Source organism: Chryseobacterium scophthalmum, from assembly GCF_900143185.1.
Classification (GTDB): Bacteria; Bacteroidota; Bacteroidia; order Flavobacteriales; family Weeksellaceae; genus Chryseobacterium; species Chryseobacterium scophthalmum.
Genome location: NZ_FSRQ01000004.1, coordinates 227,304 through 243,015 on the forward strand (window position 1 = coordinate 227,304; position 15,712 = coordinate 243,015).

Here is a 15,712-nt window from a genome sequence, read left to right on the forward strand (position 1 = left end):
AAAAGTTGACCGCTAGCGTAGGAAAGAGCAAAGTCTAACGAATTAAACCTATTCAAAAGTATGAAAAAAAACTTTTGCAGCCTAAGTCATCTTCAATTGGCTTTTGGCTTCACCTTGCTCGTCTCCGGCGTAGCAATAGGGCAGATGCGCACCATTACAGGCACTGTCTCGGAAAATAACCAGCCAGTCAAAGGAGTTTCCGTATTCCAGGAGGGTAGTGAAGAAGTGGCTGTGACCAATGCAGCAGGCGTTTACCGTGTTCAGGTATCGGGAGAGAACCCCGTAATTATTTACCGCCATCCGGACTATCCCGAACGAAAAATCACTTTAGGCAGTAGGATAAACGTCAATATCTCATTAGGTAAAGAAAAAGAGATAGAGGAAGTCGTTCTCAACGCAGGGTATTATAAAGTCAAAGACAAAGAAAGAACAGGAAGCATTGCCAAAGTCTCTTCAAAAGACATCGAAAACCAACCTGTTATCAATGTGCTTTCCGCTGCACAGGGTAGAATGTCGGGCGTGAGCATTACCCAAAATTCAGGAGTTCCGGGCGGAGGATTTGATATTCAGATCAGAGGGAAGAACAGCATCCGAAGAGAAGGAAATGAACCATTGTATATTATTGATGGTGTTCCAATTCTTTCAGAAACTCCCTCGTTGTACAGTGCTGCAATTTTACCATACGCTACCATAAATCCTCTAAATTCCATCAATCCCAATGATATAGAAAGCTTCGAGGTATTGAAAGATGCCGATGCCACGGCAATCTACGGATCACGAGGTGCCAACGGAGTCATCATTGTGACGACCAAAAAAGGAAGAAAAGGAAGAACCGATTTCAAGATTAATACCTCTTATTCTCTCAGTACGGTAGCCAACCGATTGAAGCTGCTGAACACTGATGAGTATATTAAGATCAGAAAAGAAGCATTTCAGAATGACGGCATCTCCACAATTCCTGCGGCAGCGTATGATTTCAACGGTGTGTGGGATCAGACCCGAAACACCGACTGGCAAAAAGAACTCATTGGTAATACGGCAGATGCGTCTGTAGTCCAGCTTTCTTTAAGCGGAGGTTCTGAAAACACCTCCTACTTAATCAGCTACGGACATAACGAACAGACAACGGTATTTCCTGCAGATTTCAGATACAAAACTAATAATCTAACAGGGAATTTCAGTTACAGAACACCTGATAAAAAACTGGAAGTCAATCTCAGCAATACCTTTTCGTTTCAAAGTAACAATGTCCTGAATGATGATTTAACAAAGAGAAGTTTAACTCTTAGTCCGAATGCTCCAGCACTCTACAATCAGGATGGTTCATTGAATTGGGAGAACAATACGTTTACGAATCCTCTGGGTGTTTTCAAAAGCGAATATCTCAATTCTAGCAATTTTTTAAACAGTGGAGCGCAGATTTCGTACCGCTTATTTCCGTTCATTACACTAAAATTCAACGGAGGTTTAACGTATCAGAATTTTGAAGAGTTTTCATTGAAGCCCCACACGATGTACAATCCCTCATCAGGATTGACGAGTGCCAATTCCACATCTTTTAAAAACAATTCTTCCACATTCTCTTATATTCTGGAACCGCAATTGGTTGCCAATCAAAGCTGGGGAAACCACAGCCTCGAAATGTTGTTGGGAACAACCTTACAGCAGTCTGAAACCAATCAGGGTTCTATACAGGGCTATGGCTTTGAGAGCAATGCCTTGATTCAGAATTTGGGAGCAGCTAAAACAAAAGTCATCAGCGACCAGGTCAGAAATCAGTATTACTACAATGCTGCGTTTGCAAGAATCAATTATCAATTCATGAAAAGATACATTGTCAACCTTACCGGAAGACGGGACGGTTCAAGCCGTTTTGGTCCCGACAATCGTTTCGGAAACTTTGGAGCGGTAGGTGCAGCATGGCTTATTTCAGAAGAAAGCTGGATGAAAAATGTTCGATGGCTGAGCTTTGCGAAAATCAGAGGAAGTGTCGGAACTTCCGGAAATGACAGGATCGGAGATTATCAGTATCTCAATACCTATACAATCTCATCCAACATCTACAACAACATCACAGCTCTGAATCCTTCAAGACTTTATAATCCCAATTTCAGCTGGGAGAAAACATTAAAGAAAGAAATAGCACTGGAATTATCATTTCTGAAAAGCAGAATTAATTTTTCAGCAGCATATTACAACAATACATCATCCAATCAATTGGTGGGTATTCCACTGCCTGCTACGACAGGATTTGCTACGATACAGTCCAATCTTCCTGCAAAGGTTCAGAATACAGGTTGGGAGTTTGAGGCATCAATGCAGGTTTTGAGACAAAGCAAGTTTAAATACGACACGTCATTCAATCTTTCTGTACCACAGAGTAAATTATTGGAGTTTCCGAATCTGGAAGGATCAACGTATGCCAATCAATATGTTTTAGGATATCCGATGTCACTCGTCAAAGTCTATCAGTTTGAAGGGGTAAATCCTTCCACCGGTTTATACCAATTTACCGACTTTGACGGAGACGGAAAGATTAATTCTCCCAATGACAATAAAGTGATTGAAAGAATAGGCGTGAGATTTTTCGGAGGCTGGTCAAGTAATTTCCGTTACGGACAATGGTCGGCATCATTTCTTTGGCAATTTGTAAAGCAGAGAAACTGGAATTACAACCGTCAGATGCTGGTGCCGGGATCAATGAACAATCAGCCTGTGGAAGTCTTGGATGTTTGGTCTCCTTCAAATCCTTCTGGAATGTATATGCCGTACAGTTCGGGAGCCAATGCTCAAAAGAATGCTTCACACGTTTTATTCCAGAATTCTACTGCTGCGATTGGTGATGCATCATTCATCAGACTGAAAAATGTACAGCTTAATTACAGCATTCCCGTTCAGAAATTCGGAATCAGAGAAGCAATGATTTATGTGCAGGGACAAAACCTCTTGACCTTTACAAAATATTTCGGTGTCGATCCTGAATTTGTACTGACCGGATATTTACCGCCACTGAAGACCTATTCAATGGGCTTTCAGTTGACTTTTTAAAAAGGGTTAAGCTTTTAGTATTTCAAAATTGAATCCATATTATAAAAAAAGTTTTTATAAGAATTAAGAATAAATCTTTAGCTAATGTAAGACTTATCCTTAAAGAATTTGAGACTTTATGAATGGATGTTTTCCATTGCGAAAATTGAAAATCAGATGATGTGAAATTTTCACATTCTAAGCATTGAATAAAAATTAAATCTTTAAAAAATTGAAAAAATGAAAATAAGAATAGAACATACTATTGTGGCAGCTATAATATCCGCCGTACTGACTACCGTTATTTCCTGTGAAAAATTCGTAGAAACTGATTTTCCCAATAACCAGCTTCCGACAGAAGTCGTTTTTGAAGACGAGCAAACCGCTGAAGCGGCATTGGCAGGACTGTATGCAGGACTTTGGACGAACTCGCTTATTTCGGGAGGTATTGATGGAATGGGTGCATTGATGGGAACGTATACAGACGACCTGACCTGTGTGTACACATCAGGATCAAACGGTATTTTGGATATTGCTAACAATCAGCAGGTTGCTACTAATACCGTAGTAACGACGGCTTGGACGAATGCTTACGGGCAGATTTATGCTGCCAACAGCATCATAGAAGGCGTTACGAATTCAAAATCGTTAAGTCAGGCATCCAAAGACCGAATCAAAGGTGAAGCATTATTGGTTCGATCCATTATTTACTTTAATCTCTATCAGATTTTTGGAGAAATAGCTTACACAGAAACTACGAACTATTTTATAAATAGCCACTTGGGGAGAATGAATAAAGATCAGTTCCTCATAAAACTGGAAACCGATTTGTCTGAGGCGGTCAATCTTTTACCATCCGCTTACAGAAATGCAGAAAGAATCTATCCCAACAAATTTGCGGGATATATGGCATTGGCAAAAATGAAGATTCTGTTGAAGAAATGGGCGGAAGCAGAAGTGCTTTGCAGTACGATATTGCAATCATCACAATATACATTTCAAACAGATCCTTCCAAAGTATTTCAGAAAAGCGGCACGCATATCATTTGGCAGTTGAAGCCCAAAAATACGAATGATGCTACGAAAGAGGCATCACTGTACAACTTTACGGGAGCACCTTTATCGTTTGTCCTCAATTTGAATCTCATCAATACCTTTTCTGTGGGAGATTTGCGGAGACAGTATTATATAACGGCAGTTCCTTTTAACCAGCAGATCAATTACCGCTCTTCAAAATATAAAAACCTTGCGGTCAATAATCCTAATGAATATTCAATAATCTATCGTTTGGATGAAGTCAATTTCATGATGGCAGAGAGCCTGATCGAGCAAAATAAAGCAGGAGAAGCCGTTTTGTATATCAACCGTTCCCGCCAACGGGCAGGATTACCGGCTCTTAGCACCTCATTATCCGTTTCGTCGGCAACCACAGAATTGAGAGAGGAAAAGCGCAGGGAATTTTTTGTGGAACACGGCATCCGTTTTTTTGATCTGAAAAGATGGGGACTGCTTGACCAGTTGATTCCGGTAAAACCTAATTGGAAAAACTACCATGCCCAATGGCCGCTTCCGCAGAAAGAACTGCTTCTCAATCCAAATCTTAATCCACAAAATACAGGATATTGATAATGAACAGAAGTTCGAAGAATTGGAAGAATAGGGAAGACATACCTGAAAATAATAAGACGATGAAAACGATTCGAAAAATAGGGCTCCTCATTGTGTTTACTTTTCTGTTGTTGCCGTTACAATTCAACGGACAACATGATGACCTGAAAAAATTGGAAGCATTGGCAGAAAAAGCCGAAGTCCCGGATTTTCTGAAAATGTCAGAAGATGGAGAATGGGTAAGCTGGTTGATGAAATATGAAAGTAAATCGCCGATGTACATTTTACAAAATGTACATGATAAGACTCAAAAGTTTGAAAGAAAATCAATCAGGACTTCATTTTTTATGGGCAGTGAAAAATTTGCCTTTTTGAGTGGTGACCGATTAGAACTGATTAGTTTGGCAACTCAAACTATTGAAACAAAAAATCATATAAAGACGATTGATCAGATGAAACCGCAATCTTTATTTTTGATTCATTATGATGAGCATCAGAATAACAGACTGGAAATCTATGGTAAGAACGGAAAACAGCTGCAGTCGATTGATCAAGTCGTACGATTTCTTAAGGTTGACAATGAATTGATTCTATGGACGAAAAACGATTCTAAAGCACAAGAAATTAAAGTTTGGAAGATTGAAGGGAGCAATAAAAAACTGATTGCAAGTACTTCAGAAGAAGTCTTGAAAGTTTGGAAAGGCACTGCTACGGAAGGAGGATATACAGTCTTTGGTAAAGACAAGCATGAATATACATTAAAGCACTATGTTGATGGTTTGCCGATTCCGCGAAACCTTGATTTGATGCGGAGTAAAAATTATCATTATGTAAATCTTGACTATTCATCAGATCCTGATGCATTATTTATCAAGCTGATCAGAAAGATTCCGAAAGAAAAAAAAATGATAGAGTTTTGGTATGGCGTTGAAAAAGATCTCACTCATCATATTAAAGATATGCAGGTTGAAGAAAAATTTTTGTGGTATCCCAAAACAGGTAAAGTAATCCCGATGGATTCGATTTTTCATACAGAAATAGCGATTGGCAATTCCGGAGATTTTTTGAAGATAAAAAAAGATCATTCATTTGTAGATAAGAAAGATGATTTTTTCATGCCCAAAAGAGATTCCTTGTTTGTATGGAATTCAAGATCAAATGAACATCGTTTTTTTTGTGTGATTGATGAAAGACTGTATGTTTCACCGGATAGAAAATGGATTCTTACGGCTGATAACGATGGATGGAATCTTTTAAACACAATTACCCTTAAAACTAAAAAGCAATTATCAGATCGTGAAGCTTCACCCTATTTTAAAGGAACTGAGTTGATTACCTGGGTAAAAGGGAATAAGGTATGGGAACAAAATATTTTGAACGGCAAACTGGTGAGGAAAGTGAATTTAGATGGTGACCATGTTGAAATTATCAACAGTCAACACCAAAAGATAACGGAAGGGCTGCCTAGAGAAATTATTTCAGTACCTGAAAATAATTATTTATTTCGTCTCTCAAAAGGTGATTTGCTGAAATCATACGTAGAGTGGGATCATCGTACAATAAAAAAAATTATAGCTGAAACTACAGATAAAATACGAAATTTGATCTTTACAGATAATCATTCAAATTTTGTGTGGACTAAAGAAAATTACAATGAAGCGCCATCCATTGTATTTAAACAAAAAGGAAAGAAACATCATGTCGTATTCACGTCCAATGTTCATGATAAAACTGCGGAAAAAATAAGAAAGATTCAGCTGCATTACAAAGGAGCAACTCAAGAAACTTTAACTGCAACTTTATTTTTGCCACATGATTATAATTCGGGTAAAAAATATCCTGTCGTACTTAATATTTACGAAAAACAACAGAAAGGCATGTCAGCCTTTTTGCTTCCGACCTTTAAAAACGGAAGAGGCTTTAATGTACGGTTGCTATTGGAATCAGGCTATATGGTGCTCATTCCGGATATTACATACGGAGATAAAGGATCTGGTTTGTCTGCACTGGAGTCAATCCATAATGTATTAGATGAATTGGTAAAAATAGAACAAGTAGATGCGAGGCGAATTGCTTTGACAGGACAGTCTTTCGGAGGATATCAGACCAACTTTGTCGCAACGCACTCAGATCGCTTTGCTACATTTATTTCGGGAGCATCGGTATCTGACGTTATCCATACTCCGTTTTCTTTCAATTACGATTTTGGAAGTCCTGACTATTGGCGGTATGAATATGGTCAAATGCGTATGGGTGGCAGCTTTGTAGAAAATAAACAAAAATATATGGATAACAATCCGTTGTATTTTGCTTCAGAGGTTAAAGCTCCCATATTACTTTGGACAGGTGAAAAAGACAGTAATGTAGATCGCGAGGAAACCCGCTCATTATTTGTGGCTCTGAGAAAATACCGCAAGCCTGTGATAGCATTGTTTTATCAGGATGAAGGACATTCTCTTTCCGGTAGAGCAGAACAAAAAGATTTATCTGTAAGAATGCTGGAGTGGCTGGATTATTTTTTAAAAGATAAAAGAGATGTTGAATGGATTGATAAACAAATGAAGGGTGCGTTGTAGCACCCTTCACCTTTTTAATTAGTTAGGAATTTCATACAGTGGATTCCCGCAAGAGGTTCCACCTGCATTTTGGAATAGATTATGAGTGTTGACCCCATCAGACCAGGTACATACTTCCGTAATAACGTCTGGCTGACATGATTTTTCTGTCATAATACATTTTTCAACAGGTGCTAGAGGATCAAAACGATAGCCGTTTTCCACTAAACTGTTTTTTTTCACAACGCTTGTAGCGTACGCACTTCCTGCGCCTAAAAGCAATACTGCTAAGGGCAATGCGATTTTTCTCATTTTTTTCATGATGTAAAATTAAATTTGGTGCCTACTCTTAGTTCAGGTTTTCGGCTTCCCCCTGCAATGAAATGCTGAGTGATGTTCTGCGCAAAACGATATTTAATGATTTCATTTCCTGTTAATACATAAAGATGCTGATCTGCAATATGAAACTGCATCTTTTTTTCCTTTTTGGGATTTGGTAGATAAAAACTTCCGATGTATCCTTGTTTTACGGTAGAATAAACATCAATGATAAAAGAATTTTTCCACCGATCCCTGTCTTCAAATTTTCCGATGAGATTTGATTCGATAAACAACAGACCCGCATACGCAAATGCTTTTTTATTGACTTTTAATGGAGGTTTGCTCATCTTCTTTTTTCCGTCCGAAAGTTCAGAAACTTCAATCTGCGGAATGCTTATCGTATCAATGGTTTTATACTTCGCTTTGATGGTAAGATGGTTATCCATGATCAAGAGCTGATTTTTGTAATAGTGTACATAAACAGCAGTTTGAGTGATTGGGTCAAAATGCAGTTGTCCATCAGTATCAAAGATTCCGTCATTGGTTTTTCCAAGAATTCCTGATTTCAGATTCAGAGGATTTTTCTGCAAAGGATTTAACAATCCTAAGGTCTGCTTTTCTGAATCTTTGAAATAAGTGCTGATTGCAAAGGAATCTTTACTGATATTCACCAATTGGCTGAAATATGCCTGTCCTAAGCTCAAGGTCTTTGCCTGATGATTTCCCAGCATTCCCTGATAGATAACAGGTACGCTTCCATCATACAGATAGAAATCCGGTGCATTCACCTTCAGTTGCGCTCTTTTAAAATCAAAGTCGTACCTGTCCGGTATTATCCTGTGATCTTTCATTGCTTTAAAATTCAAATCAGTTGATGTCAGTAGAAATGGAGCAGTATAGTTGCCCAGATATACTGAATCTTTTGAAATGCCCGCAAGGTAATAGGAGTTGATCTGAAGATTGAAACGATTCTTTTCTGTTATAGGATGCTGCAAAAACCTTCGTGTAAAATTATTTTCCTTTTTGATCATAAATTCTGATTGTCTGTACATCAGAATGATTGCTGAACAACTTACAATCGATAAAACAATCAGCAGACTTACAGATTTAAAAATCTCTTGTCGTTTAGAACCTGAATATAAAACAATTGCAAAAGCAGCTATGATAACTGTGGCAATATTAAATATCAGATGGGTTTTCCAATCCATTTTTTCTAAAATTCCACCGCAAGAGCAAGGAATAAACTCGCTGTAGTTCAAGATCATGTAAATATAGACAGTGAATAAAACCATCAGAACAAAAGAAAAGTATAATCCGATTTTTCTGGTTCTCTCAAAGATCAATAAAATACATATTGCAAGTTCAATGATTAGAACTCCGTAAGAGATAACATTTGAAAATGCACTCAATAGGGGAGACTGTGCAATCTGAATCTGAAAATTTTCAAAATCCATCATCTTACTGATGCTCGCATAGCAAAACAGCAGGATGAAAAAATAGCTGACAATTTCTATAAATCTTGTTCTGACGGTTTTCATAATCGTAATATTTATCCTTTTCTAACTAAAATCCATTGTACGTTCTTTCCGCAATATGCCGGCATAAGTTCACCTTTTTATACAAAAACTGAAGTACTGATCCGCCCTTCAATTTCCCATTCACCGCTCACAGTGCATTTTTTTCCTGTGCTTATCAGTACCTTTTGGTTTTCCACACTTAGAAACTTTGTCGGTTAAAGAGGTTTTTATTTCTGGTGGTATCCTGCTCAATCCTCCAATGCTGCTTATCTCTTGGTGGATCGTCATCATCATCTCCTGTATCCAGATTTTCAGAATCACTTTCTCCGGATTCTTTATTTCCAATTTTTTCAGATTCATTATAGTTTTGAACTTCGATTTTCAGATTTTTTTGTTCTGTTATGTTAAAATCATTATCAGATCTTTCGCAAGACTGCATAAGCAATACAGTTATTAAACTTAAAATTGAGATACACTTTTTCATTTTTTAAATGGCTTTAAAAGTTATCCCGGCCGGTTTGAAATATGATTAGAATTCTGATGTCGAAATTAGGAGTGTTGGGGTATTCAGAAAAGCTTTATGCGGGTCTATGGATTCATTAGAAGGGAATAATTGATACATTATTCCCACAAAATAGAATCTTATAACGCTGTAAATCAGCTCATAGGTCATAAAAACTTTTGAATAGATCAAACAACTGTTTGAATTATGATTTTTTAATTAAATTTGTGAATACGCTATCTATATGTATTATCATAATCGATTATTATTGTTAATATTTACTTTCTTTTTGTCATTAATCCAAGGTCAGAATCTAAATGAACAGTCTTACAAGAATATTTCAGGCTTATTTAATTCGTATTCCGAGAATGATGAAAGAGCCTTGGTGTTTGTAAATCTGTACATCAGCAAAGCAAAAAAAGATCATAATTATAAAAAGCTCATAAGAGGATACGAGGAAGCGATCTACTACAGCAGAGATGTGAACCGCAAATTATTATATGCAGACAGTACGATAATCACAGCCATACAAAACAAAAATGATGATGATATTTCCAGGGCTTATCTTGGAAAGGGGATCATATACTATTATAACAGAAGACAATATAAACCTGCTTTAGAGCAGTATTTAATAGCCTTCAAGTTTTCCAAGAATTCGAAAGATGATTACCTCAAGAATAAGATCACGTATCATTTGGGGATGGTTAAAAGCTATTTGGGTTATTATAAGGAGGCGGCAGTACATTTGAAGAAGCAGCAGATTATTTTGAAAAAAAATCCAAAGAGAATGTTCATCCTAACATCAGGCTGAATAACGAATCAGGATACTTTAACAGTATTTACCGGTTAAGTACCTGTTACAGGAACTTACGGTTGTATCAGAAGGAAGATTCATTGATTAATATAGGATTAAGAAGACTTCACAATACCGCTCAGCTGTCCACGGAGTATGGATATTTTCAAAAAGGAAAAGGGGTACAGTTGTTAAGATTGGGAAATACCGATGATGCATTACAATATTTTAAACAGTCAAAGGATATTTTGAGTCACCATCAGGATGATGCTTCATTAATGACGGTTTATTTTTATATGGGAAAAGCGTATTGGTCAGATAGAAAAAGAGCAGAATCTTTACAGTATCTTAATAAAGTTGATTCTTTGGTCAATAAATTTTGGTTTGTCACTCCGGAGATCAGATCCGGTTATGAATATCTCATTAAAGATGCCAAACAAAACAAAAATTATGAAAGGCAATTATATTATACCAATCAGCTGTTAAAGGCTGATTCAATTATCAATGCTGATTTTGCCATGCTTTCTTCAAAAATTCACAGGGAATACGATACCAATACTTTATTAGAAGAGAAGAATAAATTGCAAAGGGTTCATAAAAATGGGTTTATTATTTTATATTATTCTATGGGTTTTGGATTGATGATATTATGCTTTTCAATCTGGAAGTTCCGCAAGAGAGAAAAAGCACTGACGATCAAGTATCAGGAATTGTTAGAAAAATTTAATACTTCTCAACCTACAGATCATTTTTTAGAATCGAAACCTGTTTCTTCCGAAGAAAAAAATATATACAGCGCAGAAATTATTGAAGAAGTAAAAGCAAATCTCAAGATTTTTGAAGAGAGAAAAAACTTTTTGAAGCAAAATTTAACGCTTCCGATTGTGGCTAAAATGATTGGAAGCAACCGTACCCATCTATCATACGTACTCAATGTTCATCTTGATGTAACATTTACCACGTATTTAAAAATTTTAAGAATCAGGTATATCACCAATTTACTATTAGAAGACAGTAAATATCTTAAATTTAAAATTGACAGCCTTGCGGAAAAATGCGGAATGGCAAACCGGCAAATCTTTTCAGCACATTTCTTGGAAATCAACGGAATTAGACCTACCGATTTTATCCGGAAAAGACTGGATGAAATTCAGAAGAATTGATTTTTTTATTTTTTAGCCCGATTTTTACGTGACCAAAAAAATGATACGTATGAACGGACAAAATTTCCGAAAAAAAAATGACCAGCTTTGGAAAAATCTTACAACAACTGTAGATCAGATCAACAGGAGCGAAAATGACATTGTCATTCGTTCTGAAGAGATTCTGATGGAAACAGACATTGCCATTAGACAATTGAAGGATCACCTTCGGCAATATCAATTTTCAGATTGGAGTGATGAAATCTACTTTTTTAAAAATACCAAACCGCAATTCATAGCAGTTTATATTTACTACTCCAAAGTTTTAGCTATAGAAGCCTCAAAACCTTATGCAGATCCTCAAGCCTTACAATCCTACTACGAAAATGAGAGAAGCAATCTTTTGTATTTTTATAATGAGCAGAGAGAATTTATTAGTTACTACCGCCGAAAATCTACCTATCTGGATAAGAAATATTTCGTCAGGTTCAAATTCGACTTTAAGTTGAAGTTAAGCCCCGAACTGTACAGCTATGATGAAGAATTTTCGACATCCCATGATCATATGGTATCTCAGATTTTAGCGAATGATCTTTTGGATCACTATTTATCTAATAAAATAAATTCGAAAGAAGTCAGAGAAAATTCAATCGCACATATCAGAAATCTGGAATGGACAGCTCCTAAAGTTGCATTGATTGAGTTGTTGTATGCGCTTCACCAAACAAAATGTTTCAACGGTGGTCACTCAGATCTGGCTGAAATTTTCAGGTGGGCAGAAAACTCACTTCATATTAATTTAGGCAATTATCATAAAACTTTAGGTGAAATACGCTTACGTAAAACGGAAAGAACTAAATTTTTGTCATTGCTTCAAAAGAATTTAGATCAATATCTGGATAATTTAGATGTGTGATTTGGATGAAGATAGATAAAACAAATTGTAATCTTTAATTTAAAACCTTTTATTCATAGGTTTCACAAGGGAATCTTTCGGTAGTACCGACAAACTACCGAAAGATATTTTGCGTGATTTCGAAAATTTGTCAGACAAAACAAATTTGAAATCATGGCAATATCCATTATCACCAAAGAAGATCTTCAGCAGTTTAAAGTTGAATTGCTGGAAGGGATTAAAGAATTACTACACGATAATACAACAGAACAAAAATTATGGCTTCGGACCTCCGAGGTCAAAAAGCTGTTGAACATCTCTTCAGGAACATTACAAAATCTGAGAATCAACGGAACGTTATCATACAGTAAGGTAGGAGGGACTCTGTACTACAATTACAAAGACATTGAGAAACTACTGACAGACTTCAAACATTAAATCGGTAGTTATGAAGCAGTCTAATAAAATTATTGATTTTTTTGGAAATGTCATTAGGGATCATCGGATGGTTCCCTCGCACATCAGTTTATATGTTTCGCTTTTCCAGTTGTGGAGTAGGCATCAATACCAAAATCCATTTCGTGTGAGTCGGAAAGAGGTGATGAAGCTCGGTAAAATAAAATCTTTTGCGACTTACCACAAATGTATAAAAGAACTGCATAGCGCAGGGTTTATCATTTATTCCCCTAGTTATCACCCTTATGAAGGAAGCTTAATCGAAATTATTGATTTTGAAAGTGAAGATTTTGAAAAAAGTAAAATAGTACATGACCAAAAAATAGTACCCGACAAAAAGATTTCCTTTTCTGTACCGATGCTGTATGAGGTTGAACTATATTTTAACGAGTGTGATTTTCAATCTGAAGAAGCGAATCAATTTTATTCATTATACGAATCTAAGGATTGGAAGTTGTGCAATGATCAACCCATGAAGTGTTGGAAATCTGCAGCAAGAAATTGGATTTCAAAGCTGAAAAATTCAAATCAAAACCAAAACCAAAACCAAAACTAATGAAAGAAATTGATCCTAAAACTCCGATCTGGCAACTGACTGTTGGAGAATTCTTAGAAATTTCGAGCGGTGTCAACTCTGAAAAGAAATATGAATATGGTCTGAAAGGTTTAGCGAAAATATTGGGATGTTCTGTTTCAAAAGCTTCAGAAGTAAAATCATCGGGGTTATTGGATGAAGCCATCATCCAAAACGGAAACATTATCATCATAGACAAAGAAAAAGCATTATCGCTTTTCGGAAAAAAATAAAGATGACTTATCTTGAATTGATACACCGATTTTGGGATTTTAATAAAATAAATCAAATAGGTTCTACGGGAATTTCGATGTATCTGTATTTGCTTAAAATTGGATATGACAATAACGGGTATGAGTTCCAGATTTCTGATGTTGCAGTGAGTAAAGAGTTGGGATTAACCCGAAAGACCGTAAAATCTGTAAAAGAGAAACTCCAGAACTTTGGATTAATTGAATTTCAAACCAAGAACGGACTTCCATGTTACTACAGATTGCTTTTAGATTATCCCTTGAAAATTGCTAAACCCGAAAAAATAAAGAAAGCTAAAATTGTAAAAAGTTCAGATTTTCTTACAGCAGGAAGTGTAGAAATTCCATCACAACAACAGCCATCACCACCTGTAATCAATCAAAAGAACATTCCAAGTTTTGATGAATTTATTGAATATGCCCAAACATTAGAAACTTATGAATCTGAATTAGATTCCGTCATAGAAAAAAAGTACGAAGTCTGGGTACGTAATGATTGGCAAAATAGTTCAAACCGACGTATTACCAACTGGAAATCTTCCCTAAAAAGTATATTGCCGTTCATAAAAAATGAGGATACAAACCTTCAGCTTTCCGTATCAAGCATTCCAAATATAAAGCGTCCTAAAAATCCAGACCGAAAGTAATACTAAAATAAAAAATTCAACACATAAAAAAGATGTACAGCATGGGGGATCCGCATGTAAGACTTATCCGAAAGGAATTTGACAATAAAAGCGAAAGAGTTCCCGAAAAAATCAGAATAGGGAACCATTTCGTGGACGATTTCATTTTTGAAGATCATGAAGCTGCCGATATTCCTATCAATGCACTTCGGGTGATTTTCAATATTATTTCCATCATCAGCAATGAACAATTCCGTCCGGAAGACAGACCAAAACAGCTTTCACTTTTTGATGAAGAATTTGAAACCGAAAACAATATTTTCGCTTCTATAAAAATCAGAAATAGCAAAATTTCTCCTAGCGGTTCCACAAAACAAGTGATAGATGCTTATGAATTTCTCGCAAAATTCAAAATGAGCTGGTATAAATCGTTTAATTCTAAAGGAAGAGAAATCAAAACTTTCGGTGGACTCATTTCAACACCGAGTTACGATAAAAGAGGGTACACCACTTTTCTAATCAGCAGTTATTGGCTGAAAAAATTGATGGTCATTCCGGAATATAATTATGTGCTGTACAATCTGGTCTATAATGTAAGAAACAACAAACATATAATATTTGCTATCTGGCTTTCGAAAATCCCTGAAAATGGAACGGTATTAAAACTGTCAACACTGAACAAAAAATTTGGATTGAATTATCAAACTGCCAAGGATTTTTGTTTCAAGTTTCTAAAACCTGCAAGAAGCAGTCTTAATACATTCAATACGGTCTCTTTCGATTATAAGTACAAAAGAGATTCAATTTTTGTAATACCGCGTTTGACAAAAAAGAAGGAAGATGATCATATATCTGAAAACAGTAACGAAGAACGGAAATTAAGAAAAGCATATCCTAATGAAAAGCAAGAAATCAGCCGAAGATTGATCTACTTTAGAAAAAGATATGGTCTGCTGACAAGTGAAATGATTCAGTTTTCGCATCAATACAGATATATTCCGCAAACCAGAGTATTGATAGAGAAAGCTTTTGAAGAATTTATTAGAACAGCACGATTGCAAGGAATTAAATCGACAGAATTTCAAGGAACCGAATTTTTAAATAAAATTCAGGAACACATCATACAGATTTACAGGAATACAAAAATGGGAGAGTTGCTGCCAAATGGCTACCCAATAATTATTTGAGTTCGGAATTCCACTCACCCAAAATTCGGAATTGCACTCACTGAAGTTAAGAAAATGTTAAAATATTGAAATTTTTGATTGAGAATTCGGAATTGCACTCACTCCAAAATTCAAAACCCGTTAAAAATAGGGATAACTGTAAGAAAATGTGAAAAAAAACGAAAAATCAATGAAAGTAGAAAATACAATTCGGATTTACACTCACCACAAATGAGTTGTTTTTTCGGAATTGCACTCACTCCACTTTCGGAATTGCAC

Annotated in this window: 14 protein-coding genes; 11 read left to right on the forward strand and 3 right to left on the reverse strand. The window is 36.1% G+C overall.

What is annotated here, in order from left to right; translation table 11 throughout:
- Positions 1–60 precede the first annotated feature (60 nt).
- The 3 genes from BUR17_RS17730 (at position 61) to BUR17_RS17740 (ending at position 7,211) form a co-directional block, all read left to right on the forward strand.
- Complete coding sequence (locus tag BUR17_RS17730) at positions 61–3,048, forward strand: SusC/RagA family TonB-linked outer membrane protein (RefSeq protein WP_034741415.1); 2,988 nt, start codon at positions 61–63, stop codon at positions 3,046–3,048.
- Positions 3,049–3,267: 219 nt separating this feature from the next.
- Complete coding sequence (locus BUR17_RS17735; protein WP_034741412.1) at positions 3,268–4,653, forward strand: RagB/SusD family nutrient uptake outer membrane protein; 1,386 nt, start codon at positions 3,268–3,270, stop codon at positions 4,651–4,653.
- Between the two features lie 2 nt (positions 4,654–4,655).
- Positions 4,656–7,211, forward strand: coding sequence for an alpha/beta hydrolase family protein (locus BUR17_RS17740; RefSeq protein ID WP_034741409.1), 2,556 nt, complete (start codon positions 4,656–4,658; stop codon positions 7,209–7,211).
- An 18-nt stretch (positions 7,212–7,229) separates the two neighbouring features.
- Here BUR17_RS17740 and BUR17_RS17745 read toward each other — a convergent pair whose 3' ends face one another.
- The 3 genes from BUR17_RS17745 to BUR17_RS17755 all read right to left on the reverse strand — a co-directional run bounded on the left by BUR17_RS17745 (position 7,230) and on the right by BUR17_RS17755 (position 9,512).
- The gene (locus tag BUR17_RS17745) at positions 7,230–7,487 is read right to left on the reverse strand and encodes a hypothetical protein (RefSeq protein ID WP_123855292.1); all 258 of its coding nucleotides are present in this window, start codon (positions 7,485–7,487) and stop codon (positions 7,230–7,232) included.
- 20 nt (positions 7,488–7,507) lie between these two features.
- Positions 7,508–9,049, reverse strand: a complete 1,542-nt coding sequence (locus BUR17_RS17750) for a MauE/DoxX family redox-associated membrane protein (protein ID WP_034741403.1) — start codon at positions 9,047–9,049, stop codon at positions 7,508–7,510.
- Between the two features lie 178 nt (positions 9,050–9,227).
- Positions 9,228–9,512 (reverse strand): hypothetical protein, encoded by a 285-nt coding sequence (locus BUR17_RS17755; protein WP_123855294.1) that lies wholly within the window; start codon positions 9,510–9,512, stop codon positions 9,228–9,230.
- A 307-nt stretch (positions 9,513–9,819) separates the two neighbouring features.
- Here BUR17_RS17755 and BUR17_RS20585 point away from each other — a divergent pair, with 307 nt between their 5' ends.
- From BUR17_RS20585 to BUR17_RS17790, 8 genes are all read left to right on the forward strand, one after another.
- Positions 9,820–10,341, forward strand: coding sequence for a hypothetical protein (locus BUR17_RS20585; protein WP_143747617.1), 522 nt, complete (start codon positions 9,820–9,822; stop codon positions 10,339–10,341).
- Between the two features lie 83 nt (positions 10,342–10,424).
- Positions 10,425–11,486 (forward strand): helix-turn-helix domain-containing protein, encoded by a 1,062-nt coding sequence (locus BUR17_RS20590; protein WP_143747618.1) that lies wholly within the window; start codon positions 10,425–10,427, stop codon positions 11,484–11,486.
- 40 nt (positions 11,487–11,526) lie between these two features.
- Positions 11,527–12,381 (forward strand): RteC domain-containing protein, encoded by an 855-nt coding sequence (locus BUR17_RS17765; protein ID WP_228418834.1) that lies wholly within the window; start codon positions 11,527–11,529, stop codon positions 12,379–12,381.
- 153 nt (positions 12,382–12,534) lie between these two features.
- Positions 12,535–12,798: a helix-turn-helix domain-containing protein gene (locus BUR17_RS17770; RefSeq protein ID WP_034741391.1), complete on the forward strand. Its 264-nt coding sequence runs from the start codon at positions 12,535–12,537 to the stop codon at positions 12,796–12,798.
- Between the two features lie 10 nt (positions 12,799–12,808).
- On the forward strand, positions 12,809–13,372 hold the full coding sequence (locus BUR17_RS17775) for a hypothetical protein (RefSeq protein ID WP_074231889.1): 564 nt from the start codon (positions 12,809–12,811) through the stop codon (positions 13,370–13,372).
- Positions 13,372–13,623 carry a DUF3853 family protein gene (locus BUR17_RS17780; protein ID WP_034741388.1) on the forward strand — a complete coding sequence of 84 codons (252 nt, stop codon included), beginning with the start codon at positions 13,372–13,374 and terminating at the stop codon, positions 13,621–13,623. The genes BUR17_RS17775 and BUR17_RS17780 overlap by 1 nt, the downstream gene beginning before the upstream one ends.
- 2 nt (positions 13,624–13,625) lie before the next feature.
- A complete protein-coding gene (locus BUR17_RS17785) occupies positions 13,626–14,288 on the forward strand; it encodes a hypothetical protein (protein ID WP_034741385.1) in 663 nt (220 codons plus the stop codon).
- 41 nt (positions 14,289–14,329) lie between these two features.
- On the forward strand, positions 14,330–15,454 hold the full coding sequence (locus BUR17_RS17790) for a hypothetical protein (protein WP_117590634.1): 1,125 nt from the start codon (positions 14,330–14,332) through the stop codon (positions 15,452–15,454).
- The last annotated feature ends 258 nt before the right edge of the window (positions 15,455–15,712 follow it).